This window comes from Kitasatospora sp. NPDC022856 (assembly GCF_055561235.1).
Genome location: NZ_JBVHHE010000039.1, coordinates 1 through 24,356, shown reverse-complemented (window position 1 = coordinate 24,356; position 24,356 = coordinate 1). Strand labels below are relative to the sequence as shown.

Here is a 24,356-nt window from a genome sequence, read left to right as displayed (position 1 = left end):
TCAGATTCCGATCTGGAAGTCGGCGGTCCAGGACTGCAGTTCGTTCACCATCGAGTCCCAGACCCCGGTGACGAGCAGCAGACCGACCGCGACGAGCATGCCGCCGCCGATCCGCATGACGAGCGGGTAGTGCCGCTTGACCCAGCCGAAGGCGCCCAGGGCCCGGCGGAAGGCCACCGCGGCCACGACGAACGGTACGCCCAGGCCCAGGCAGTAGGCCGTCATCAGCAGCGCGGCGCGGCCGGCGTCGGCCTCGTTGAGCGCCAGGTTCTGGACGGCGGCCAGGGTCGGGCCGAGGCAGGGCGTCCAGCCGACGCCGAAGACCACGCCGAGCATCGGCGCGCCGAGCAGGCCGACCGCCGGGCGCCGGTGCGAGCGCACCTCGCGCATGCTCAGCCCGGGCACCAGGCCCATGAAGGCGAGGCCCATCACGATGGTCAGCGCGCCGAACACGATCGAGATGACCCGCCGGTGCTCCTGGAGGGTCGAGCCGAAGAAGCCGAACAGCGCGCCGGTGGAGACGAAGACGGCGGTGAAGCCGAGGATGAACAGCAGCACCCCGAGCAGCATCCGGCCGCGCCGGGCCCCGCGCGCGTCGGCGAGGTCGGCGGCCGAGAAGCCGGTGACGTAGGAGAGGTAGCCGGGCACCAGCGGCAGCACGCACGGCGAGAAGAACGACGCCAGACCGGCCACCAGCGCGATCGGCGCGGCCACCAGCAGTGCCCCGCTCTGGATGGTCCCGGTGGTGTCGGCGAGCTGGGCCGCGGCACTCACTGCTGCTGCTCCGCGAGGACCGGCTGGAGCATCGACTCCAGGCCGTCGTCCAGCTGGCCGCCGACGGCCCGCACGGCGAGCCTGCCCTCCCGGTCGACCACGATGGTGGTCGGCACGGACTGCGGGTTGAGGCTGCCCTTGGGGAACTTCAGCAGCTGCGTCCCGGCCGGGTCGTAGAGGCTCGGGTAGGTGACCCCCCGCTCCTGCTCGAAGCGGACGGCGTTGGTGATCTCCGGGTCCCGGGTGTTGATGCCGAGGAACTGGACGCCCTGGTCCTTGTACTTGTCCCAGATCCGCTGGAGGTCGTCCGCCTCGGCCCGGCAGGGCCCGCACCAGGAGCCCCAGACGTTGAGGACGACGACCTTGCCCCGGTAGTCCGAGAGCTTGACCGGGGTGCCCTCCAGCGTGGTGCCGGAGAGGTCCGGCGCGTCCTGGCGGTGCCCCACCGCGGCCTTGGAGATGTTGCTGCCCTTGGCCGAGACGAAGCCGATCTGGCCGTCACCGCTGGCCGACGAACCTGAGGAGCTGCAGCCGCTGAGGGCGAGCGCGGCAGCGGCGGCGGTGGCGGCGGCCGCTGCGGCGACACGGGGACGGGGGCGCGTCATGCCAGACATGTGAAAAGTTTCGCATGGAGTTCCGGGCAGGTTCGGGGGGGTCCGACATTCCGTGTCGAACCCCCTCTGACCTGCGGCTGGGCCAGACCACCCGGCGGCGGTCAGGCGCCGAAGCTCTTACCCACCGGCTTGCTCTTCCCGCCCTTGCCGACCAGGTGCGCGGGCAGCAGGTCGCGGGCCGGCTCGCGGTAGCCGACCGACACGATCCGGTCTCCCTCGTAGGTGAAGCTGGTCAGCGAGGCCAGCGAGCACTGGCGGTTGCGCGGGTCGTGCCAGAGCCGGCGGCGCTCCACGAAGGAACGCACGATCCAGATCGGCAGCTGGTGGCTGACGCAGACCGCCTCGTGGCCGCGCGCGGCGTCCCGGGCGGCGGCCAGCGCGCCCATCATCCGCACCGCCTGCTCCAGGTACGGCTCGCCCCAGGACGGCTTGAACGGGTTGGTCAGGTACTTCCAGTAGCCCGGGTTCTTCAGCGAGCCGTCGCCGACCCCGAAGGTCTTGCCCTGGAAGATGTTGTCGGCCTCGATCAGCCGCTCGTCGACCGCGAGGTCCAGGCCGTGCGACTTGGCGATCGGCTCGGCGGTCTCCTGCGCCCGCTCCAGCGGGGACGCCACCACGTGGGTGATGTCCCGGCCGGCCAGGTCCTCGGCGACCCGGTCGGCCATCTGCCGGCCCAGCTCGGACAGCCGGTAGCCGGGCAGGCGGCCGTACAGGACGCCCTCCGGGTTGTGCACCTCGCCGTGTCGCATCAGGTGGACGACGGTGGTGTCGTTGGTGCTCACTTCTCAGTACTCCTGGTGGTCGGCCGCGGCTACGCGGGCTGGGCCTCGGCGGCCGCGCGGGCGGCGGCCGGCAGTGCGGCGGCGATCCGCTCGATCGCCCGCTCGTCGTGGGACGCCGAGACGAACCAGGACTCGAAGGCGGACGGCGGCAGGTAGACGCCCTCGGCGAGCATCGCGTGGAAGAAGGCGTTGAAGCGGAACGCCTCCTGGGTCCTCGCCTCGTCGTAGTTGGTCACCGCGGCCTCGGTGAAGAACACCGAGAACATGTTCCCGGCGGTCTGCAGCCGGTGCGCCACACCCTCCTTGGCCAGCGCGCCGGAGACCATCGCCGACAGCTCGGCGGCCACCCGGTCCACCGTGGCGTACACCTCGTCGGTGCAGCCGCGCAGCTGGGCCAGGCCCGCCGCGGTGGCGATCGGGTTCCCGGAGAGGGTACCGGCCTGGTAGACCGGGCCGGCCGGGGCCAGGTGGCCCATGACGTCCGCGCGGCCGCCGAAGGCCGCCGCCGGGAAGCCGCCGCCCATCACCTTGCCGAAGGTGAGGAGGTCCGGCGCCCAGCCCTCGTGCGCCGCCTCCAGGCCGTACCAGCCCGCCTTGGAGACGCGGAAGCCCGTCATCACCTCGTCCGAGATGAACAGCGCGCCGTTCTCCCGGCAGAGCCGGGCCAGACCGCCGTTGAAGCCGGGCAGCGGCGGGACGACGCCCATGTTGCCGGGCGAGGCCTCGGTGATCACGCAGGCGATCTCGCCCGGGTGCGCCCGGAAGGCCTGCTCGACCGCGGCCAGGTCGTTGTACGGCAGCACGATGGTGTCGCCGGCCTGGGCGCCGGTGACGCCCGGGGTGTCCGGCAGGCCGAAGGTCGCGACACCGGACCCGGCGGCGGCCAGCAGCGCGTCCACGTGACCGTGGTAGCAGCCGGCGAACTTCACGATCTTGGCCCGGCCGGTGAAGCCGCGGGCCAGCCGGATCGCGGACATGGTCGCCTCGGTGCCCGAGGAGACCAGCCGGACCTGCTCGACCGGGGCGATCCGGGCGACGATCTCCTCCGCCAGCTCGACCTCGCCCTGGCCGGGCGTGCCGAAGGAGGTGCCGTGCGCGACGGCCCGCTGCACGGCGTCGATCACCGCGGGGTGCGCGTGGCCGAGGATCATCGGGCCCCACGAGCACACCAGGTCGACGTACTCGCGGCCGTCCGCGTCGGTGAGGTAGGGGCCGCTGCCGGACACCATGAAGCGCGGCGTACCGCCGACCGCGCGGAAGGCGCGCACCGGGGAGTTCACGCCGCCGGGCGTGACGACCGAGGCGCGGTCGAAGAGCGACTGGGACTGGGGGGCTTCGTAGGGGTAGCTCACGGGAGACATGGTCTCAAATCGTGTCCTTCACCTCTGCATGTCGGACCTCATCATCTGGAACGATGATCCGGGTGACGAAGTCTGTACGGTTATCCGTACAACGGGGGTCCTGGCGACCCCGGCTGCACGGACCAGTCAGACTGTGTACTCCGGGTGTGCGCAAGCTCCGGTGTTTCAGGGGTGTGAAGAGGACTGCCGCGTGCCATGACTGGGTACGGCGGCGCATGACGGGTAAGGAGCACGACCGGTGGGACGCCGGACGTGCGGGGGTCTGTCGATTCCGGCGAATTCCGGTGAGGATGGTCCGAGTGTCCGAGGCGCAGGACGGCTACGACGAGGCCGCGGGTGGCCCCCGCCGCCCCGCCGAGGCCGCACGCGGGGGTACGGGAGCGGGTACGGGGCGTGGCGGTCGCGGTGGCGAGAGGCGGGGTGAGGGACGCGTGGGGGTGACGTACAAGTACTTCGGCGCACCCGACCGCGCCACCGCCGCCAGAGTCCCCACCGCGCTCGGCCCCGGAGGGCTCGGCCTGGACGCGGGCGAGCTCGGCTCGCTGGGGCGGCTCGGCGACCTGATGGAGACCAGCGGCTCGCCCAACGGGCACCTCTCCACCAAGATCAAGCCGGAGACCATGAGCGCCATGGTCCTCACCGGCATCCAGGGCGTGCCGCTGCACCAGGTGCCGCCGCTGGAGCTGGTCGTGCTGCACCCCGACTACGCGGTGGTGCAGCTCCCGCAGAACGTCGTCGAACCGCTGCGCAAGGCCGACGAGACCGAACTCGGCGCCGCCGCGTTCATCTGGTCCACCGTGCCCGACCGCCGCGGCCCCCGGGACGCCTTCGTGATCTACAGCATGCTGCACGAGTGGCAGGACTTCGCGAACCGCCTCCACGACGCCGGCCACCAGCTGTACTGCCTGGTCTGGCCCTGACCTGCGGGTCCGCCCGCTTCTGAACGCTCGTCAACGGGCTACGGAGCGGGCGCCCGAAAGGTGCCGTCAGGCCGCCAGGGCACATCCAGGGCACACGGGCCCGGAAGTGCCCCGGCGGCGCTCCTGCTCGGCCGCGCCGAGCAGGAAGTCGTCGGTGGCCGAGCGGGCGCGGCCCTCGCTGCTCGGCATGAGGTGGGTGTAGGTCCGAAGCGTGAAGCCGGGGTCCGAGTGGCCAAGGTAGACCGCGAGGGCCTTGATGCTGGTGCCGCCTTCGAGCTGGGCCGAGGCGTACGTGTGGCGGAGGGCGTGCATGCCGTCGTCGGGTGCCGCCTCGAGATACTGCGAGCCGCTCGTGCGGGGCGGGATGACACCGGCGTGCACCAGGGCGCGCTTCCAGAGGCCCTGGTTGAAGACGCTCCGGTTGTGGGGCTTCCCCTTGGCGTCCACGAAGAGCAGCTTGAGGGTCTTCGGCTTGCCGTCGGGCTTGTGCCACGGCAGCGTCGCAGGCATCGGCCTGCACACCGCGAGGTGGGCCCGAAGAGCCGTGGCCGTGGCCGGCGACAGCGGCACGGAGCGGATCTTGTCGCCCTTCGGCAGCGCGAACACCATCTTCGAGCCGACGAAGCGGATCTGGTGGTTCACGTGCAACCAGCCACCCTCGAAGTCGATGTCATCCTCCGTCAATGCGAAGATCTCGCCCTGACGGAGGCCGCATCCGACACCCACCGCGCCGCCGGCGCGGAAGCTCTCGGGGAGTCCCTCCAGGACCGCCAGCACCCGCTCGCGGGTCCACGGCACGACGGGCTTCGGCGGGACCTTCGGCCACGACACGGAGGACGCCTTGCACGGGTTGCGCCTCAGGATGCCCGAGTCGACGGCGGCGTCGAAGATGCTGCTGAGCACGTCGCCGATGCCACCGACCGTAGAAGCCGCCAGCGGCACCTCCAGTAGCTCCCTGATCCAGGCGCGAACCGGCTCAGGGTCGTTGAACACCCGCATCTCGTGGTGGCCGAGGCGCCCGACGATGTGGTTCCGGACAACACCCTCGTAGCGAACCTCCGTCGTCGGGCCCGCAGTGTTGTTCTTGAACCACTTCGTGGCGTACGCGCCGAGGGTGATCCTGGTCGCCGCAGGGTCGATGTACGTGCCATCGTCCAGGGCCGCCTTGAGCTCGGCGACACGACTGTCCGCCTTGGTCTTGAGCTCAAAGTCCTCCTTCTTCTGTGTGCCCTGGGGGTCTCGGTAACGGACCTGCCAGCGCTTGCCCTTGCCGTGGTCGACGGTGGGGTACTTGCCCTTGTGCTCACGACAGGGCTTGTCGGTCGGGCGGGGATAGGTCTTGTGCCAGGTGTCGTAGACGGTCGCCATTCGGCTCCTTTGGTCGGGGGCATGCGGAGGCACGGCCTGTGGCCGGCGGTCGGGTGGAAGTGGTGGCGCGACGGCTGTGGCGCCAGGTGAGCCGCGGATTCGGGACGCTCGCGGAAGCGCCCCTCGGGGCGGGTGTTGGATGTTTATCGACCGCACCCGTTTTGTCAAATGGGAGATTCCCGGAGAGGCGCTTGAGTGCCAGTTCGTGCTCGATAGTGCCGGATAGTCCCGAGCTCGCTGGCGCCCATGAGCGCTCACCGCCGCTCAAGGGCGAGCGAGATGTCCACTTGCGAACGCGATGCACTCTGACCTGGCAAGTTGCCCGATCAAGGCCACCTCCGACAGGGCGATCAAGATCTTTTGATGGATTTTCTCGAGTTCCTTGCCGGGGAGATATGGCGGGCCTTACGTTCGTTATCGCCGCCCAGCGAGGTCGCGACGCTTCGCTTCTCGCCGGGCAGGTCCATCGATCCACCTGGAGCCGTTTTAGGTTCCGAGCCGGGTTGCGTAGAGACTTCCCTCACCGCGCAGAGCGACCCCTTTCCCAGGGGCCCCTCGGCGCGCCCTCACTCCCCTATCCCCTGCCTACTGGAGACCTCTTGCCCACGACCTTCCGTGCCACCACCCCCGATCGCCGCCCGCTGGCCACCGCAGAGGAACTCGCCGCCTACCTCGGAGTACCGCTCGGGACCGTGTACGCGTGGCGACACCGCGGCCAGGGGCCCGTGGCGATCAAGGTCGGCCGGCACCTGCGCTACCGCTGGGCGGAGGTGGAAGCCTGGCTGGACGACCAGAGCGCCGACCAGGCCGCCTGACCCAACCGCCCTTCACCCTCCATCCCGTTTCCGCCCCCTACCGCCGGCGCCCGGCACCCCCGCCGCGCGCCCGACCTGGAGCCTCACCATCACCCCTATGTCCAACCCCCTCGTCGCCGACGCCGCCGTGAAGATCCCGACCGCAGACGGCGCGACGACGGACGTCCTTCGGGCCATCGACACGCCGCCGAGCACGTCCGAGTCGCCGGGTGCCGTTCTGCTGGCCGAACTGCGTGACCACATCCGCCGGTACGCGGTCCTGCCCTCCGCAGAGGCGCTGGACGCGGTCACGCTGTGGGTCGCCGCGACGCACCTGCAGGCGGTGTGGCACCACGCGCCGCGTCTGGCGATCGTGGCTCCGGCGCGGCGGTGCGGGAAGTCCCGCCTGCTCGACATCCTGGTCGAGACCGTCCACGATCCCCTGATCACGGTCAACACCAGCGCGGCGGCGATCTACCGTTCGCTCAGCGACCGGCCCAGGACCCTGCTGGTCGACGAGGTCGACACCATCTTCGGCAACCCCCGCACGGCCGAGATGAACGAGGGCCTGCGCGGCCTGCTGAACGCCGGCCACCAGCGCAACCGGCCCGTCACCCGGTCGGTCGGCAACGACCACCAGGCCCGCGAGTTCGACACCTTCGCCATGGCCGCCCTCGCCGGGATCGGCGACCTGCCCGACACGATCATGGACCGGTCGATCGTGATCCGCATGCGCCGCCGTGCCGACGGCGAGGTCGTCGCCCCGCTGCGGGACCGCCGCGACGGCGTCCTGCTGCGGGCGACCCGCGCCAAGCTCGCCCTCTGGGCCTCCCGCGTGCGGGAAAAGGCCGAGGCCCTGCACCCGGACATGCCGGTCGAGGACCGCGCCGCCGACACCTGGGAACCCCTGGTGGCCGTCGCCGACCTCGCCGGCGACTCGTGGCCGGACCGCGCCCGCCTGGCGTGCGTCCAGATGGTCGCGGCGGAGGAGGAGATCGAGGAGGACAGCTGCGGCGGCGCGCGGATCCTCGCCGACATCCGCCGGATCTTCTTCACCCACGGCGACACGGACACCCTGTCCACCACGGCGATCCTCGCGGCGCTCAACGACGACCCCGAGGCGCCGTGGGCCGAGCACGGGCGCGGTGGCCTCACCGCCCGCGGGCTGGCCGGGCTGCTCAAGGACTACCGGATCTCCTCGGCCAACATCCGCCTGCCCGACGGCACCCAGCGCAAGGGCTACACCTTCAACAAGTTCGCCGACTCCTGGCGCCGCTACTGCCCCAGGATCCACCCGCTCCCCCAGCGCGCCCCGGCCGGCTGACCCCGACCCCCGGGTGCGGTAGATGCCGTCACCGACGTCGCATCCGCTCTGCCGCACGCCCACCACCGGGACGGCACCCTTCCGAGAGCCGTCCGCACGGCCGCCGAGCACAAGCCGGGCGAACCGACCGGTCCGCTCCTGGTCCGGTACAACCGGACCGGACCAGGACGGCAGCGGGACGGAGCGACCAGCCGCACAGGCCAGTCGTGGCAATGGACTTCGGCACACGAGACGGATGAAACGGACCGCGGCACTCAACCCCACCGGACCGGACGGTCCGCCGCCCGCAGGCTTGCGGACCGCCCGGACCGGACCGGTGTCCGAGGCTTGCGGACTTGGACCGGTCCGGTGTCCGGCGTCCTGTCCGAACGCACGGTCCGGAAGCTGTCGGACCGTCTCCCGCGCAGACCCGGCCATCGGGCTGTCCGGACCATCCGGCCGCTCTGCGCGGTCCGTCCGTCCGGTCCGGGACCGGTCCGGTCCCGGACGGTCCGGGACCGGACGGACGGACCGGGACCGGACGGACCGGCGGACCAGCGGACCAGCGGACCGAGATCTGCCGACCATTCGCTGACGGACCGCGCCGGCGGACCGGACCGTCCGGAACGTGGTCCGTCGGACCGAAATCCGCTCACCGACCAAGCGGACCGGACCGGTGGCCCGGACCGCTCGGTCCGACGGTCCACTCACGGACCGGACCGTCCTCCTTGCGGTCCGTCCGCACCTCACCCGTACGGCCGATCCGCCCGAAGACCCAGGAGACACTCCCTGACCGATCACCAGCACGGCCCCGCGCACGACGACCGCCCCGATGCCGGCCCGGAGGCGCTTCTCGACTCGCCCACGTTCGCCCGCGACCTGCGGCGGGCGTTCGACCCGGGCACCCCTGGCGGAGCCAGTAGTACCCCGAGTCCGACTCGCGGCCGGACACGGGGAGGCTCCGCCCCAGGGGTGGCGGAGCGGTCCCGGCGCGAGGGCGCGCCGGGCCAGGGGTTCGAGGCCGAGGACGGCCCCGAACCGGACGAGCTCCACAGCGTCCAGACGACGATCCTCACCGACCACCGCCGCTACAACAGCCCCACCGAAGCCGGCGGAGCCGAGCCGCGCAACCGCCGGTTCGGAGGCGTCAAGCGCGAGGAACGCGTCGGACCGCTGCGGTTCAGGCCCGACGAGCACGCCAGGCTGCAAGCGGCTGCCCTCGCCCATGGCTACAACGGCGTGTCCGGTTTCGCGGCCGACGTCGTCATGGCGTTCATCGACGGCCGGTTCTTCATCGACCTCCCCCTCGCCGAGGAGCGGCGGGCCACCCACCACTTCCGCTCGGTCTTCCTGCGCAAGCACGACCGGCTGGGCAACAACCTCAACCAGATCGCCCGCGCCGACAACGGCGGCTACGACCGGCCGGCCCACAGCCCCCGGACCATCGACCAACTGCTCCGCCTCCAGACCGAGATCGCCCACGCCTTCCGCCCGTCCGCCACCCAGGAGTCCTCCACCCACCCGTGATCGCCGCCATCAAGGACCCCGGCTCCAACACCCGCGGCCTGCTCGCCTACCTCTACGGCCCCGGCCGCCACGACGAACACCACGACCCGCACATCGTCGCCGGCTTCGCGATGCTCGCCATGCCCGACCCCGGCCGCGAGGAACAGGCGACCCTCACCCAGCTCGCCCGCTACCTCGACGAGCCGGTCCACCTGCGCAACAGCGAAGTCGGCCTCAAGCTCACCAACCACGTCTGGCATTGCCCCGTCCGCGCCGCTCCCGAGGACCGCCACCTCTCCGACACCGAGTGGGCCGACATCGCCCACCGGATCGTGCAGGCAGCCGGCATCGCGCCCGACGGCGACGACCTCGCCTGCCGCTGGATCGCCGTACGCCACGCCGACGACCACATCCACATCGTCGCCACCACCGTCCGCGAGGACGGCCGCCGCCCCAAACTCCACGGCAGCGGGCGACGCGCCGCCGACGCCTGCCGCCAGATCGAGAAGGACTACGGCCTGCGCCAACTCAAGCCCGGCGACGGCACCGCCGCCAAACGCCCCACCCAGGCCGAGATACACAAAGCCCAACGCCTCGGCTGGAAGCAGACCAGCCGCGCCTGGCTCGAAGACCGCATCCGCGACGCCATCCCCCACGCCGCCGACATCGAGGAGTTCCTCGCCTACCTCCAAGCCGACGGCGTCGAGGTCAACATCCGCCGACTGCCCTCCGGCGACCTGAAGGGCTACTCCGTCGCCCGGCCCGGCGACCTCAAGGCCGACGGCACACCCAACTACCTCTCCGGCAGCAAGATCGCCCCCGACCTCTCCCTGCCCAAGCTCCAAGCGCTCCTGGCCACCAGCACCCCGGAGGAACACCCCACCGCCCGCCGCCACCGCCACAGCACCAGCTGGCAACGCACCACCGACACTCTCGATGCCCTCCACCTCGCCGAACCCGACGGCAACAGCGGGACCGACGCCCTCGCGCAGGCCCAGATCACCGCCCTCGGCGACATCATCAACGCCACCACCCAAGCCGCACCCCACGAGCTGCGCGCCGAACTACGAGCCGCCACCCGCGCCTACGCCCGTGCCCAGCGCTCCCGGGTGCGCGCCGACCACCAGGCCGCCACCGACCTGCGACGGGCCGCCCGCGACATCCTCCACGCCGCCGACGGGCCCGGCGGCAGCGCCCTCGCCGTCCTGATCGCCGCGCTCGTCTGGGCGGCGGTCCTCGCCGGCCGCTGGCACCAGGCCCATGGCCACCACCAGCAGGCCCAGGCCGCCGACCTCGCCGTCCAGCACCTGCAGGCCGCCTACGACCAGGCCGCCGCCGAACACCTCTCCGCCCTCACCCACCGCCAGCCCGCCCAGGAGACGATCAACGACCTCGCCCACGACCTGCGCGCCGCCGTCCCCGACCACGCCGCACGCATCCTCGCCGACCCCACCTGGCCCGCCCTCGCCACCGTCCTCGCCGACGCCGAAGCCGGCGGTCACCAGCCCCGCCAACTCCTCGCCGAGGCAGCCGCCCGCCGCGAACTCGGCACAGCCCGCCAGCCCGCCAAGGTCCTGCTCGGCCGCATCCAGCACACCAGTCGCGACCCCAAGTCCAACCGCGCCGCCGACGCTGCCCGTCTCCGCACCACCAGGCTCGCCACGCCCGTACGGGACGCGACCCAGCCCATTCCACCGCACCACCTCGGCGCCAACCAGCAGCGCCGCAAGCGGTGAACCCCTAAGGACAGCCGAGTCCCATCATCAACCAGTCGCACCTATCCGGCTGACGTCGCCCGTCCCTGTAGGACAGCCCCGGCGGTGGCCTCGGGAACAGCCGAACGCGCTCCGTCCGGCCTTCCAACGCCCAACCGCTCGAGCACCACCGACCGCCGCACCTGCCACCACACCACCCATCTCCCATTCTCAGGAAGCCTCTTGACCCAGCACACTATCCGCCCCAACGTCGTCGACCTGCTGCACAACACGGACTACTCGCAGTACCGCAGCACCAACACCCTGCTCCACCAGGACGGACGTCCCTTCACCATGGAGGAACGCGCCCTCGCCGACAGCGCCACCAGGGCAGAACTCGAGGCGAGCCTCGAACTGCACAGCCAGGAGGTGGAAGCCGCGCGCGAGCTCGACGACGCCACCCAGGCCATCGTCGCCCTCCTGCTCCCGTACTTCGCCCTGCTCCCAGCCGGCAGTGTGGTCGGCGACGCCGTCGCCATCATGGCCGAGCACGACCGCACCACGTACGAGCATCTGCTCGACATCGCCGCCCCTGTCGGCCGGATCTTCATCCCCACCAAGGACTGATCATTCGCGCATCCTGGCCGGGCGGGTGCCCGGCCAGGATGTCGGTTTCGTGTCTTCTATGACCAGGGGCCGTCAGCCTGTGGAACGCTTGAGCAGGGCCTTGATCTCGGGATCCTTGTCCAGCAGGTAGGCCTGACCGGGGAAGGCTCGTACGGCGCCGAGCAACTCGCGGTCGGTGCGGCCAGTCAGCTTGGGCCCGATCAGACTGAGGACGTCGGCCCACTTCTCCTGGGACAGCTTGCGGTGCAACTTGCTGACGATCGCTGATTCTGTGAACGACCGGAGCGCGAGCGATGCTTGCTGGGGGCTGAACCTGGCGATCAGGTCTTGATAGACCGGCTCGGCGTGGACGGCAGTACCGTGACCGTTGGTCAGGGTGACCTCGACGAGACCGAGGACGTACTTCTTGCTGAGCCCCTCGGGGACGTCACCGTGTTGACCGACGAGTTCCTGGAGCCGGCGCGCGATCGGCGGTTCGGTATAGAAATTGTTCCAGTTGTTGTGCGCGTCGATCAGCTCGTCCAGGCGATCGTTGATCTCCCATGCCTTCTCCTCGGACGGGAGGTAGGTCGCTCCGTTGGCGAGGTCGATGAGCTGCCGAGCAAGATCGGCCTGGTCCTGATCGCCGTTGGCACGGAACCGTCCGAGCCGGAATCCGAAGTTGTAGCGGGTTTCGTCGGAGAGCCGGTCCCAAAGGTCGGGCCAGAGGCGGCGAATGTTGTCCAGAGTCTCCGGTCCGGTGGTGAGGTCGGTGTAGCGGCCGAAGAGTCCTGAGGCCAGGGGGTCGGCCTGAACTGGCGGAAGGTTCACGAAGAAGGCGGTGATCTCCTTGATCACACCGTCCTCGAGTCGCTTCTCCTTGACCTTGACCAAGAGCTTCTGGACCTGGGCCGTGATGTTGTCGTAGGGCAGCGTGATCACGTGCTTGATGCAGGTCCCCAGCCAGTTGGCCAGCTGGAGGCCGTTCAACTCTGACTGGTTCGGGTGGGCTGCGCTCGCCCAGTTCCGCATGTAGCGGATGAGGTCGAGCTCCTGGAACCCGATGTCGGTGATCAGGCCGATCTCACGGCAGCCGGCGAGGAGCTTGGAGTCGTCGAGTTTGGGCAGGTCGCTCTCGTCCTTGAGGTCCTTGCGCTTGTTGTCGGACTTCTCCGCGACCTCATAGAAGTACTGCAGGTCGAAGTTCACGACGCGCTTGCGGAGCTCAAGGACGGTCTCGTCCCAGAGGTAGTTCAGCGCCGCGTCGAAGAGGCCGACAGACCCGGCAATGATCATCTTGGATATGTAGCTGGACTGGCCTCGCCGTTCGAAGGGCAGCTTGTTGAGTGCGAAGGCCGTGCTCTCCATCAGCGCGTGCCGCTCGTCAAGACCAACCAAGATGCCGTCGGTGGGAAGGCCCGACTTCGCAAGGAGGTCGAGGATCAGGGTCTCGAACGACTGCAGTCCTTGAAGACCCATTTCGCGCGTCCCTGCCACGATCTCGGCGTTCGAGCTGGGTTCCAGATTTCCACTCATGCCCGGGAGGTTAGAGCACCTGACCGATGCCGTGGGGCTGTTCCGGACGCCGAGCTGGAAACGGTTCCGAACCCGCAGCGGTCGCACTCAGGCTCCGCAGCCACAACGACACTCGATGTCGCCGATTGCCTCCGAGTTTCCGGGCCGAGGGGCCGCATCCCATTCGATCTGGCTAGGGGCGAATGCCCGGGGCGATACCTGGTCGGAGCACTCGGCGTAAGCGGGCTGGCGCTCTCGAATGGTGATCGCCTGTGCAGTAATGGCCCCGTCGGTAGTAGAAGCGATGGAGATCGACATCAGGTCGATCCCCATCAGCCGTCCACGGCCACGCCCTCGCATCAGGCTTGGCTGCTGATCAGGCGGAGCACTGGTCGTTCATTCCGCACGCCCAGCAGTTCACATACGCGCTCCGGCTTCCAAGCGAGCTCACGGGCGAGCTTCTCGACCGTGAGGCCATCCTCCTCGGCCGCGAGTTCGAAGGCCTGGCGTAGGAGGGCAGGCTGTTCGCCGGAGAAGCCGTTGACCGACTCGGACGCGAACCCCGGCTGCCCTTCGAGCGCACGCAAGCGCTGGTAGGCGCGACTGGTCGTCGCGTCTGAGGTCAGTCCGAGTTCGCGGCATCGGTAGATCAACGAGTGTATGGAGACACCCCAGGTGCGCCGCAGTTCGGCCAGACGTGCAAGATCCATGCGACGCGGGAGGAGCGGCAGGATGCTGGACTGGGGAGTAAGGAACTCGGCCGCGAAGGCGTCAGCTTCCTTCTCCTGCCGACTGTCGCCGGTGGCGTCTCCGTGAAGGACCAGATGGCCCAGCTCGTGCGCGGCGGTGAAGCGGTGCCGATAGACGTCATCAGCACGATTGGACGTCAGAACGGCGAGGGGTCGGACTGTCCGGGAGGAGAAGGCATCGACGGTTGTGGCCGAGGTGTCTCCCGCCGGCGGCATGACGACGATGATGCCGTGGGACTCCATCCGTCTTACGAGGTGGGTGACCGGACCATCCCCCAGACCCCAACGGCGCCGTAGCTCCCGCGCCGCCGCTGCGGGCTCAGCTGGTAGCTCTTCACCGGGATGGACCTCTCCTCCGGCAAAACCGGGCAGGTCCACGACCGGCAGCTGTACCCGCCGTTCCAGGGCGTAGGTCAGTTCCCAGACCTGCTCAGCAAAGGCCAGCGCCCGCTCACGCTGAGCCTTTGGAGTGCTGCGAAGGCTCCGAAAATGAGCCATCGAGGCATCGAGACGGCTGCTCGGTCGGCCGGCCAAGAAGAACGAGAGCGGCACGCCGAGGATGTCTGCAAGGCCAGGGACCAGTTCTGGTCTGGGCTTGGAGACGCCCGTCTCGTACTGGCCGACGGCGGCCGGCGTGACACCAAGCCGCTCGGCTACGTCCTTCTTGGTCATCTCCGCCAGTCGGCGGGCCTGCGTGAGTCGGGCTGGATCGAAACCGTCAACGACGGCACGCGGGGTGATCCCTCGTTCTTCCAGTCCCGGGATGAGGTCTTGCCTAGTTCGTCGCATCGTTTTCGTTGATCTGAGGCTTCGCTGGTTCCGCTTCGGTCAGTGGCGTCACGTTGAGCGTTCGATCTACGTTCGAACGGGACGACAGGGTAAGAGTAGGCGTCTCGCCCTGGTCGAAGCCGGTGTGCTCCAGAATTGCAGGTCCGGACTGAGCCGGGATGGACGACAGCCGCTTTCCGTGGACGGTGACGGCCTCCGGAAGTGGCAGCGCTTCCGGTCCAGCGATCCAGTCCAACATGCCATCGGCGCCGTGAGCGGCGACGCCCCAGTGCGCCTCCAGCAGCTCCGAGGAGTTGCAGGCAAAGGGGACCAGAACCAGGCACGTGTCCGGGGGCACGGTGGTGAGACCGCCATGCAGTTCGACGGCCGGCTCCTCGGGCGGTGTGGCGAACTCGAAGTCGAAGGCGCCCTGGATGCTTGTCGGAGCCGCCGGGACCGGGGCGAAGGTGAACAGCTCTCGAACCATCCCAGAGTTGCTGGGTACCCGTGCGGTCAGGATGTCGGACCGGGTCCTCGCGTAGAGGAACGGATAGATCAGGCCGCGTCCGACCAGCACCAGGTCGAACGGGAAGCGGTACGGCTTCACTGGCTTGGCCCCCGGCAGTTCCCTAAGCTCCTCGTAGACCCGCTCGAACTGGCCGGACCAGCGTGCAGACCCGAACGGGTGCTTCGTCCGGACGTCCGCCTGTTCCTGGCCGGCCTGCGCATTGGCCTGCATGTTCCGGAGGGCCTGGCCCAAGCCGGTACGGACGGCGAGCGCCTGCTCGCCGAACAGCTCGGTCATCCAGGGAGAGAGCAGCACGTCCATGCGTCAGAGCTCCTTGAGGTCAGCACTTTCCATCGAAGCGCATCACAGCCAAGCGCACTTTAGTTGATATCGGAGAACTTGCACAAGCGCTTCAGTAGGCAAGGTGACGGGCGGTGTCGCGGGCGGCTCACTCTGGCACTCGCGGTGGCAGAAACTGACACATGGCGATCGCCGATGCGCCGGCCGAGACCGGCTGGCATGTGATGGTGATCGCTCGCCGATCGCGTCGATCTTCGAACGGCGCGTGTGCTACGTTCCGTGATCCAACCGAAAACAGGCGACCCCGGCAGCGCGCCAACGCTCCGGGGTCCGGCAACAGGAGCTCTAACTCCCGATGCGTGTCCATCGTAGCGCCCACGTGCGCAACTTCACCGTGCTGCCCAACACCGTCCTGCAGTACCGGCGGCTCTCCTACACCGCCCGCGGCCTGCTCGCGGACCTCCTCTCCCGCCCCGACGGCTGGCGCGAGGACGGCCGACACATGGCCGACACCAGCCCCCAGGGACGCGGTGCCATCCGCAAGGCCCTGAAGGAGCTGGCCGAGGCGGGCTTCTACAAGGTCGAGAAGATCCGCATGCCCGACGGCACGATCCGCACCGAGACCCACGTCTACGACACCCCGCAGCTCACGGTACTGCCGGGTGCCACCCGCCCGGTCTCCGGTGAAGCGACCACCGGCGGTCCTGACGCCCTTCCAAAGGACCTGGTGAAAGAACCCTCCCTCCCCACCGAGCAGACCGACGAACCGGTCCTCGCCGACGAGCCGCAGGCGAGGACGGGAGGGCGGGCGGAAGACCACGAGGAGGAGACCGGCGAGCAGCCCGTGGCGGTGCCGGACGAGCAGGTCCGCGAGGCGGTCGCCACGCTGTTCCGGGTGATCCGCCCCGAGCCGCGCCTGCGGCTCGGCCAGGCCGAAGCCGAGGAGCTCGCGCCCCTCGTCGCGCAGTGGATGGAGCACGGCGCGACCCAGGCCGACCTCGCCCAGGCCCTGCTGCCGGGCCTGCCCGTCCCAGTGCACTCAGCGGTAGCGGTGCTCCGCTACCGCCTGGAGCGCAAGATGGCTCCCGTCCAGCCCGCTGTGCGGCCCGCAGCATCCCGGCACGCCGAGTGCGCCCAGTGCCACGATCCGGTACCCGAGCCGGGAATCTGCCGAGCGTGCGCAGGTCTCGGCGCGCGAACGGTAGCCGTCGGCACGGGCGAGGCAGTCACCCGCAGCGGCGCGGCGCGCGCCAGGAACGCCCTGCGCACCGCCAGGACCACTGGCCTGCACCTGGGCAGCTTTGCGGCAGCCCAGTAGCGCGGCCCCAACGCCACCGATCTGGCAACCGTCAGGCCGCCATGGCAGGCAGCGCGCGCAGGCGCTCGCGGAACTCGGCGACGGCGGGCTCGGCAGCGTGCGGCTTGAGGTAGCCGTCGAACTTGGTGAGGCGGCTGACGGCGCGGACGGAGTGGACCTTGGTTTCGAGGAGGCCGAGGCCGCGGTTGGCGGCGTCGAGGGCACCGTCGAGGTCCTTGCCGGCGAGGCGGGCGGTGGCGAGGCGGCCGGAGCGGACGGCCTGGTCACGGGGGACGGCGTGGTCGATGGAGGAGGCGAGTGCACTGGTGGCGCGTTCGACCTGACCGGCGCGGAGCATGATCTTGCCCTCGGTGGAGCTGAGCTGGGCGCCCCCGTACCAGGAGAGCCAGGTCGGGAGCTGGTCGCCGCCGCTCCTGGACCAGAGGTCGTGGGCGCGGTTGAGGGCGGAGCCGGCCTTCTGGTGCTGGCCGTCGCGGGAGAGGCTCTCGGCGTGGTGGAGTTCGAGGTAGCTGCGGATACCGGGCTGCATCGTCGAGGGGGTGTTCGCGAGCGCGGTCTCGACCTGGGCGACGCGCTCGGCGGGGTTGCCGGCGTCGGAGAGGTGGACACCCATCTCGGCGAGGAGGAAGGCGCCGAGGGCGTCGTCGCCGACGGTCTTCGCGGCGCGGAGGGCACCGAGGTAGTGCTGCTGGCCGGCTGAGCGCAGGCCGCTGTCGTAGGCCATCCAACCGGCGATGTAGTTGACCTGGGCGGCCAGCCCGTACAGGCGGGCCTCGACAGCTTCGGTGTGACGGCCCTGCTTGAGCAGGGTGGTGATGATCGCGAGGTCGCCGCGGGCCTGCTCGATGAGGCGGGCGCCGCCCATCTGGGCATCCAGCGTCTGGAGGGTAGCGACACGGGCTTCGAGGGTGTCGACCATGGAGTCGGTCACCTGGTCGCCGTTCAGGGCGGAGGCGAAGGCGGGCGAGGCCGAGGCCCAGCTCGCGGCGACGGTGGCCATGGCGGCCCCGGTGATGGTGAGAAAGCCACGCCGATCCATACGACCACTCCTGACCAGTTCCACCAGTACGTCCACGGTACCGGCCTTCGTCCACGGCGCCGTGACGCCGGTCACCTCCCACACAGGAAGCCATCCCGGCCACGGATTGGCAACCAGAGTACGGGGATTGACGCCCAGGAGATCGGCCAGCACGTACTGCGCGTCCGGCTCCGGCTCTTGGCCCTGCTCCCACTTCCAGACCAGGGTCCGGTTGGTCGCCAGGTGGATCTTCAGCGCGGCGCCTCGATCGCGCATCATGCCCGCGAACTGGTTCTTTCCCCACCCGCGCGACTGCAGCAGGTAGGTGAGCGGGTGGACCGCCAGTGTGCCTTCGATCATCTCAACCCCCGGCTTTTCAGGCCCTGTTGGTGAGCGTACTGCTACCCGCCGCAGCCGGGCGCTCTCGGAGAGAAACCCCCTGGAAACGTTCCGCCACGCTCCGTCTCGCCGTGACGCTGGACCGGCCGTCGTCCGAGGAGAGCGGAGGGAAGGGCCCATGGACAGAGCCGCGAGCGCACAGCGAGGCCGCCATCGAGGCGCGCACCACGACCCGCTGGGAGTCAGGTTCACGGTGCTGTGGGGGCTCGGTCACGTCGCGGCGCTGGTGCTGCTCGGGACCGTCGCCCAGCACCAGCTCGGCGCCGAGCAGCAGTTCGCGGCGCCGCCGGCACGCGTCGTCCCGGATCGGGAGCCGGCCGTCTGAGGAGCCACGGCTCTGTGCTCAGCCCGCCACCCGCCAGCGAGTTGGAGGAGAAAGCACCGTGTCTTACCCGCAAGAACCACTGTCGCCCACGGCAGTGACCAGCGCCTTCGCCCGCCGTACCGCCGTCGTCACCGGGGCCGCCGGGTTCATCGGTTCGCACCTGTGCGAGCGCCTGCTCGACCTGGGCGCGGAGGTGATCGGCGTCGACAACCTGCTGACCGGCCGCCTCGACAACCTGTCGGGCCTGCGCTCGGCCGACGGTTTCCGCTTCCAGACCGACGATGTCACTCAGCCGTTCAGCGTGGTCGGGCCGGTGGACTTCGTCTTCCACCTGGCCTCGCCCGCATCGCCGCTCGACTACGCCCGCCACCCGCTGGCCACCCTGAAGGTCGGCGCGATGGGCACACTCAACGGCCTGGAGCTGGCCGAGGCCAAGCACGCCCGGTTCCTGCTCGCCTCCACGTCCGAGGTTTACGGCGACCCGCTCGTGCACCCGCAGCCGGAGCAGTACTGGGGCAACGTGAACCCGGTCGGGCCCCGCAGCGTCTACGACGAGGCCAAGCGATACGCCGAGGCCCTGACCTCATGCTTCGAGCGCTCCGGCACCACCCGCACCCGGATCGTACGAATTTTCAACACCTACGGCCCGAGGATGCGCGCCGACGACGGCCGCGCCGTGCCCGCCTTCATCCAGCAGGCGCTGGCGGGCGAGCCGATCACCGTGGCCGGCGACGGCAGCCAGACCCGCTCCCTGTGCTTCGTGGCCGACACCGTCGAGGGCCTGCTCGCCGCCGCAGCAGCGGCCTACGCCGACCCGGTGAACCTGGGCAACCCGCACGAGATCACCATGCTCCAGCTCGCCAAGGAGATCCGGGCGCTGGCCGGTTCCTCGTCCGCGATCACCTTCGTCCCGCTGCCCGCCGACGACCCGAAGCGCCGCTGCCCCGACATCGCCTCGGCCCGCGCCCACCTCGGCTGGGAGCCCACCACCCACCTGAGCGACGGCCTGCGCCGGACCCTCGACTGGGCCGAGCAGCACTTCCCCCGCCAGACCGCCGCCACCGGAAGGAGCACCTCGTGAACACCGTCTTCCACCCGCTGCCCGCACTCGTCTGCGGCGTCGACGAGCTTCGCCTGATCGTCCTCGACCAGCAGATCAGCGACGCCAACCGGCGGGCGATCCTGCGGGACGCCGACCGCACGGGCCTGCGGACCGAGCTGCGGTCGGCGCCCATGACCGACCCGCGCTACCCGGTCTCCGACTGGGTGAGCGCCGCGGTGTACGTGCGCCTGGCCATCCCGGAGGTCATCCCCGACGAGCTTCGGGTGCTGTACCTGGACGCCGACACCCTGGTGCTCGGGGACCTACGCCCGCTGCTGCGGCAGTCCCTCGGCGGGCGCCCGATCGGTGCGGTGCGAGACCCGCAGAACCCGGTCATCGGCCGGGGCATCCAGCTGCCGGGCTGGGAGCAACTCGGCATCCCGTACGGCCGGGACTACTTCAACAGCGGCGTCATGCTCATCGACCTCGACCGCTGCCAGCGGCTCGGCGTCTTCGAGCGGTCGCGGCAGTTCCTGTCCGAGCACCCGGACAAGGTCCGGTTCTGGGACCAGGACGCGCTGAACTGGGCCGTCGACGACAACTGGCACCGGCTGGAGCGGCGTTGGAACACCTTCGCCATGTCCCCGCAGGCTACCCAGTCCGGGTTCGTCCACTATGCCGAGGTCGACAGCCCGCTCGCCCAGCTCCTGGAGGACGAGCAGACCGCCGCCCTGGTGCACTTCGCCGGCCCCGACAAGCCCTGGCAGGACGGCTACCCGGACGGCCGGCTCCGGGACACCTACCGGCTGTTCCACGACTACGCCGACGCGGGAGGAGCCGGGTGAACGGCCGAAAGCCGTTCTGGCGGCGGCCGTCCTGGTGGATCGCCGCCGCCGTGGCCGCGCGAAACGTGAACGGGCTACGGCAGGTCCGCCGAACGCTGGCCCGGGTTGACCAGCCGGCCCCGTCCTCGGAGGCGGAGCCGATGGTGCTGCACCTCGTCATCCCGGTGCTGCGCGAGCAGCAGCACATCGCCGACGCGCTGGCGTGGTTCGTACCGCTCCTGCGCGATTTCCCGGGTTCGACGCTGACTCTGGTGTCCACGGCGCGTGAGGAACGCGAACGTGCACACCTCGTCGGCCGGCTCGCCGGGGCGACGGCGACCGACCTCACCGTGCAGCGCTTCCCGCAGCTGACGGAGGACGAGCTGTCCGCCCTGGCCGAAGCCCTCGCCAAGACGGGCGAGCGTGCACTCACCCTGGCGACGGCCGCCGAGGCCCTGCTGCCCTTCCCCACGACGGCGGAGGTCATCGCGAGCGAAATCGCGCGCCTCCGGGAGCCGGTGGTCCGGCACGTCCACTACGAGGGCGACGGGCGGAAGGCCGCGCAGGTGAACGCCGCAGTCGAACAGCTAGCGGCCGACTCCGCGGACGAGTTCGTCGCCGTCTACGACGTGGACTCCCGCCCCAGCCCGGAGCTGCTGCAACGCACCGCCGAGTTCCTGTTTCGCCACCGGGCTGAGCACGGCGAGTTGCCTCCCGTCGTCCAGCAGTCCGCCCGCTTCGCCACCCAGGGCGCCGCCGGCACCTGGTGGGAACGAGCCCTGTGCCGAGGCGCTGCCCGAGCGCAGACGCTCTGGACCCTCCGCCGCGAGATCCCCAACCTCCGCCGGTACGCCGACTCCGCCCACCGAGCGCGAGGCGGGCGGGGCCTGGCCCAGACCGTCGGCCACGGCCTGCTCATCCGAGCCGACGTCTTCCGGCAGGTCGGCGGCCTACCCGACTTCACCGTCCTCGACGACGTCGCCTTCGGCTACCGGCTCACCCTGGACGGCGTCCCGGTCGACAGCCTCCCCTTCACCACCGCCGTACCGGCGGCCGAGTACCTGCCCGAGCTGCTGTCCCAGGGCGAGCGCTGGTTCCAGAGCTACCTCGATTACCCGCAGTGCGCCGCCCGCTGGCACGCCCAGGGCCACGGCAGCCGCCTCGACCACGCGGCAGCGCTCACCACCGGCGCCTACCGGGGCATGGCCTGGCTGCTGGTCTCGCCCGCCACCGTCGGCTGCTTGGCCCTCGCACTCGGACCGCGCACGAGCCCGCCGGTCCGGGCAGCGGCCACGGCCGCGCTCTGGGCGGCCACCGTCGCACCGGTCCGCTTGCTCGCCGAGGCCGAAGGCCGTTTGTTGACTGCACGGGAGACCGCCGAGCAGAGCCTGGAGACGCTAGCCGGGCTGCTGCTCAAGAGCATCGGCCCGATGACCGCCCTCGGCCGCTGGGCCGCCACCGGCACCAGGCACTCGGTACTCGCCCCCAAGAGCAACCGCCGTACCAAGGACAGGGAGGCACCGTGATCCTCGGCATCGAGGGCGTCAGCTGCGTCGGCAAGACCACGCTGGCCGCCATGCTTGCCCCTCACCTCGACCGGGCCGCCGTCATCCCCTGCTACTTCCACGCCAGCCCCGACCCCACCAGGCTGCCCGCCCCGGAACCCTTCACCGCGGACCACCAACTGGCCAACATTTCCCAGTTCCTGGAAGTCGAGGACCTGCGGCTCGCCCGGGCCGAGCGGGCCCTCGCCGGAGGCCGGGACGTGATCCTCGACCGCACCGTGGACACTCTCCTCGCGCATGCGCACGCCGTCGGCCGGATGAACGGCTTCGACTGCGACGACCAGGCCCGACACGCCGTCACCAGCAGAGCCGTGGCGATGCCCGACCTGACGATCGTCCTCACCGCCGACCCGGACGTACTGGCCCGCCGGGCCCGCCTGCGCAAGGGCATGCCGACGATCTTCTACGACCGCCGCTTCAGCGAGCACTTCAACGCCTACTTCGACCACCCGTTCTCCCCTGCCGTCGTCCGGCTCGACACCACCACCGGTTCACCCGAGGAACTCGCCGCACGCGCCCTCGACCACCTCCGCCGCCAGGCCGACGAGCGCCCGCTGTGGGAGGCATCGTGAAGGTCGCGCTGATCGGCTGCGGCGCCATCGCCAGCCGCTGGGTCCGCTCCCTGCTCGCGGACGGCCGTATCGAGATCGCCTCGCTCATCGACCCCGACCAGCAGGCGGCACGCGCTCTCGCAGACCGGTACGAACTGAGCCCCGTGTTGGCCACGACGCTCGACGAAACGCTCGCACTGGCCCCGATCGACGTCGTCGTCAACCTCACCCCGCCCGACCACCACTACCGCGTCGGCCGCGAAGCCCTCACCCACGGCCTCCACGTCCTGACCGAGAAGCCCCTGGCCCTGAACCTGCCCGACGCCCTCGACCTCGTCCACCTCGCCCGCGAGCGCGGCCTGCTGCTGGCCGTCATGCAGAACCGCGGTACCGATCCCGGCTTCCTCGCCTTCCGCGACACGGTCCACCTCGGCGGCCGAGCGCCCTTCGTGGTCACTGCCGACACTCTCGTCACCCTTCCCGGGCCGGGATTCCGCAGCAGCCAGCACCTGCCCGTCACCACCGACCTCGCGGTGCACGCCTTCGACCAGGTCCGCGCCCTGATCACTGCGCCGCCGGCCGAGGTCACCTGCATCGAGACGCCGACCGGATTCCTCGCCCCGCACAGCTCGATCGCCACGATCATCGTGCGGTTCGCCGACGGCTCCCTGTTCACCTACCGGGGCGGGTACATCGCGGACCCGCTCCTGCGAACCGACGCCAACGGCGACTGGCGCGTGGAGGCTCACGACTTCGCCAGCCGCTGGGCACCTGACCCCACCAGCAGCCGCAAGCCCGCCGAACCCGGCCCGCCGGCGTACCAGCGCTGCATCACCGCCATGGTGGACGCCCTCCACCAACCCGGCACCGCCCCCGTCCCAGCCGTCGGCAACCTCGGCTCCATCGCCCTGCTGGACGCCGCCCTCCAATCCGCGACCAGCCGCCGCCCCGTCCCGGTACCGGAGGTGCCCGATGTCCGCCCCTGACACCGTGATCAACCGCCCGCACCCCCTGCTGCTCGACGCGCTCACCGAAGCGGGCTTCGACGCCACCGGCGCGCGCTTCACGACCATGCGGTCGGGAACCGACAGCCTCCCCTTCGCCGCCACCACCCGCGACGGCGAAGAACTGGTCGTCAAGGTCCGCCGTGCGGGAAGCCGCTCGCGCTACCCGACCGCCGCCTGGGCCTCCGCCCGGATGCGCGAAGCGGGAATCCCCGCCGCCCGCGTCCTTTGGTACAGCAGAGAGGCCTGCGTCGAGACCCGATGCCCCGGCCAGCCGATCGAAGCGGAGCCGCCGCGACCGCAGGACCTGGACGCCGCCGTCCGAGCCGGCGAAACCCTCCGCCGCCTGCACACCATCGAGGTCAGCAGCTTCGGTCAGCTCGACGGGCAGGGCGTCGGCCAACACTCCACCGTCCAGGGATGGTTCCTCGCCCTACCCGACCGCCGAGCCCCCAGCCTGAACGGCCTTCACCTGCCCGGGCTGCTGAACCGCGCCCGCTTCGTCTTCGAAGCCGGAGCCGACCGCCTCCCGCCGACGACACCCAAACTCCTGCACGGAGACTGGGTCGGCCGCCACCTGTTCACCGACGGCCACCGCATCACCGGAGTCGTCGACCTGGAGAGCGCCCGCGGCGGCGACCCGCTGGCCGAACTGATGAGGCTGGTCGATTTTGGCCAACGCTGCTGTTCACCTCACTTCGTCCGGCTTTGAACGGAGTGGGGAGTCTGGGGAGCGACGAGCGCCCGT

The 24,356-nt window shown here is 70.4% G+C and carries 23 protein-coding genes; 14 read left to right on the top strand and 9 right to left on the bottom strand.

Features of this window, described 5'->3' with window-relative positions; genetic code table 11:
• The 4 genes from ACZ34W_RS32080 to hemL form a co-directional block, all read right to left on the bottom strand.
• Complete coding sequence (locus ACZ34W_RS32080; protein ID WP_329488256.1) at positions 1–774, bottom strand: cytochrome c biogenesis CcdA family protein; 774 nt, start codon at positions 772–774, stop codon at positions 1–3.
• Complete coding sequence (locus ACZ34W_RS32075; protein WP_329488257.1) at positions 771–1,379, bottom strand: TlpA disulfide reductase family protein; 609 nt, start codon at positions 1,377–1,379, stop codon at positions 771–773. Before ACZ34W_RS32075 ends, ACZ34W_RS32080 begins: the two co-directional genes overlap by 4 nt.
• A gap of 110 nt (positions 1,380–1,489) precedes the next feature.
• Positions 1,490–2,137, bottom strand: a complete 648-nt coding sequence (locus ACZ34W_RS32070) for a histidine phosphatase family protein (RefSeq protein WP_329492147.1) — start codon at positions 2,135–2,137, stop codon at positions 1,490–1,492.
• Between the two features lie 62 nt (positions 2,138–2,199).
• Positions 2,200–3,531 (bottom strand): glutamate-1-semialdehyde 2,1-aminomutase, encoded by a 1,332-nt coding sequence (gene hemL / locus ACZ34W_RS32065; RefSeq protein ID WP_352286241.1) that lies wholly within the window; start codon positions 3,529–3,531, stop codon positions 2,200–2,202.
• A 290-nt stretch (positions 3,532–3,821) separates the two neighbouring features.
• Between hemL and ACZ34W_RS32060 the strand changes: the two genes are divergently transcribed.
• Complete coding sequence (locus tag ACZ34W_RS32060; protein ID WP_380383597.1) at positions 3,822–4,451, top strand: hypothetical protein; 630 nt, start codon at positions 3,822–3,824, stop codon at positions 4,449–4,451.
• 66 nt (positions 4,452–4,517) lie between these two features.
• Here ACZ34W_RS32060 and ACZ34W_RS32055 read toward each other — a convergent pair whose 3' ends face one another.
• On the bottom strand, positions 4,518–5,819 hold the full coding sequence (locus ACZ34W_RS32055) for a tyrosine-type recombinase/integrase (RefSeq protein ID WP_465609105.1): 1,302 nt from the start codon (positions 5,817–5,819) through the stop codon (positions 4,518–4,520).
• A 599-nt stretch (positions 5,820–6,418) separates the two neighbouring features.
• Between ACZ34W_RS32055 and ACZ34W_RS32050 the strand changes: the two genes are divergently transcribed.
• The 5 genes from ACZ34W_RS32050 to ACZ34W_RS32030 all read left to right on the top strand — a co-directional run bounded on the left by ACZ34W_RS32050 (position 6,419) and on the right by ACZ34W_RS32030 (position 11,743).
• On the top strand, positions 6,419–6,634 hold the full coding sequence (locus ACZ34W_RS32050; protein ID WP_400993179.1) for a helix-turn-helix transcriptional regulator: 216 nt from the start codon (positions 6,419–6,421) through the stop codon (positions 6,632–6,634).
• Positions 6,635–6,731: 97 nt separating this feature from the next.
• Positions 6,732–7,937 (top strand): DUF3631 domain-containing protein, encoded by a 1,206-nt coding sequence (locus tag ACZ34W_RS32045; RefSeq protein WP_465609102.1) that lies wholly within the window; start codon positions 6,732–6,734, stop codon positions 7,935–7,937.
• 951 nt (positions 7,938–8,888) lie between these two features.
• Positions 8,889–9,443, top strand: a complete 555-nt coding sequence (gene mobC / locus ACZ34W_RS32040; protein WP_391551081.1) for a plasmid mobilization relaxosome protein MobC — start codon at positions 8,889–8,891, stop codon at positions 9,441–9,443.
• Complete coding sequence (locus ACZ34W_RS32035; RefSeq protein WP_465609100.1) at positions 9,440–11,158, top strand: relaxase/mobilization nuclease domain-containing protein; 1,719 nt, start codon at positions 9,440–9,442, stop codon at positions 11,156–11,158. Before mobC ends, ACZ34W_RS32035 begins: the two co-directional genes overlap by 4 nt.
• Positions 11,159–11,359: 201 nt before the next feature.
• Positions 11,360–11,743, top strand: a complete 384-nt coding sequence (locus ACZ34W_RS32030; protein ID WP_465609098.1) for a hypothetical protein — start codon at positions 11,360–11,362, stop codon at positions 11,741–11,743.
• Between the two features lie 72 nt (positions 11,744–11,815).
• Here ACZ34W_RS32030 and ACZ34W_RS32025 read toward each other — a convergent pair whose 3' ends face one another.
• The 3 genes from ACZ34W_RS32025 to ACZ34W_RS32015 all read right to left on the bottom strand — a co-directional run bounded on the left by ACZ34W_RS32025 (position 11,816) and on the right by ACZ34W_RS32015 (position 15,583).
• A complete protein-coding gene (locus ACZ34W_RS32025) occupies positions 11,816–13,258 on the bottom strand; it encodes a hypothetical protein (RefSeq protein WP_465609096.1) in 1,443 nt (480 codons plus the stop codon).
• A gap of 338 nt (positions 13,259–13,596) precedes the next feature.
• Complete coding sequence (locus tag ACZ34W_RS32020; protein WP_465609094.1) at positions 13,597–14,775, bottom strand: helix-turn-helix domain-containing protein; 1,179 nt, start codon at positions 14,773–14,775, stop codon at positions 13,597–13,599.
• The gene (locus ACZ34W_RS32015; RefSeq protein WP_402722429.1) at positions 14,762–15,583 is read right to left on the bottom strand and encodes a hypothetical protein; all 822 of its coding nucleotides are present in this window, start codon (positions 15,581–15,583) and stop codon (positions 14,762–14,764) included. Before ACZ34W_RS32015 ends, ACZ34W_RS32020 begins: the two co-directional genes overlap by 14 nt.
• Positions 15,584–15,917: 334 nt before the next feature.
• Between ACZ34W_RS32015 and ACZ34W_RS32010 the strand changes: the two genes are divergently transcribed.
• Positions 15,918–16,880 carry a hypothetical protein gene (locus ACZ34W_RS32010; protein WP_465609092.1) on the top strand — a complete coding sequence of 321 codons (963 nt, stop codon included), beginning with the start codon at positions 15,918–15,920 and terminating at the stop codon, positions 16,878–16,880.
• A gap of 31 nt (positions 16,881–16,911) precedes the next feature.
• Here the strand turns inward: ACZ34W_RS32010 and ACZ34W_RS32005 are convergent, their stop codons facing one another.
• Entirely contained in the window at positions 16,912–18,258 is a 1,347-nt protein-coding gene (locus ACZ34W_RS32005; RefSeq protein ID WP_465609090.1) for a transcriptional regulator, read from the bottom strand.
• Between the two features lie 157 nt (positions 18,259–18,415).
• Here ACZ34W_RS32005 and ACZ34W_RS32000 point away from each other — a divergent pair, with 157 nt between their 5' ends.
• The 7 genes from ACZ34W_RS32000 to ACZ34W_RS31970 are packed head-to-tail and all read left to right on the top strand — an operon-like array spanning position 18,416 to position 24,320.
• Complete coding sequence (locus tag ACZ34W_RS32000; protein WP_465609088.1) at positions 18,416–18,622, top strand: hypothetical protein; 207 nt, start codon at positions 18,416–18,418, stop codon at positions 18,620–18,622.
• Between the two features lie 58 nt (positions 18,623–18,680).
• The gene (locus ACZ34W_RS31995; protein ID WP_465609086.1) at positions 18,681–19,703 is read left to right on the top strand and encodes a UDP-glucuronic acid decarboxylase family protein; all 1,023 of its coding nucleotides are present in this window, start codon (positions 18,681–18,683) and stop codon (positions 19,701–19,703) included.
• The gene (locus ACZ34W_RS31990; RefSeq protein WP_465609084.1) at positions 19,700–20,509 is read left to right on the top strand and encodes a glycosyltransferase family 8 protein; all 810 of its coding nucleotides are present in this window, start codon (positions 19,700–19,702) and stop codon (positions 20,507–20,509) included. The genes ACZ34W_RS31995 and ACZ34W_RS31990 overlap by 4 nt, the downstream gene beginning before the upstream one ends.
• Positions 20,506–22,014, top strand: coding sequence for a glycosyltransferase family 2 protein (locus tag ACZ34W_RS31985; RefSeq protein WP_465609082.1), 1,509 nt, complete (start codon positions 20,506–20,508; stop codon positions 22,012–22,014). The genes ACZ34W_RS31990 and ACZ34W_RS31985 overlap by 4 nt, the downstream gene beginning before the upstream one ends.
• On the top strand, positions 22,011–22,625 hold the full coding sequence (locus ACZ34W_RS31980) for a nucleoside/nucleotide kinase family protein (protein WP_465609080.1): 615 nt from the start codon (positions 22,011–22,013) through the stop codon (positions 22,623–22,625). The genes ACZ34W_RS31985 and ACZ34W_RS31980 overlap by 4 nt, the downstream gene beginning before the upstream one ends.
• Positions 22,622–23,590 carry a Gfo/Idh/MocA family protein gene (locus tag ACZ34W_RS31975; RefSeq protein ID WP_465609078.1) on the top strand — a complete coding sequence of 323 codons (969 nt, stop codon included), beginning with the start codon at positions 22,622–22,624 and terminating at the stop codon, positions 23,588–23,590. Before ACZ34W_RS31980 ends, ACZ34W_RS31975 begins: the two co-directional genes overlap by 4 nt.
• Positions 23,591–23,594: 4 nt before the next feature.
• On the top strand, positions 23,595–24,320 hold the full coding sequence (locus tag ACZ34W_RS31970; protein WP_465609075.1) for a phosphotransferase family protein: 726 nt from the start codon (positions 23,595–23,597) through the stop codon (positions 24,318–24,320).
• Positions 24,321–24,356 lie beyond the last annotated feature (36 nt).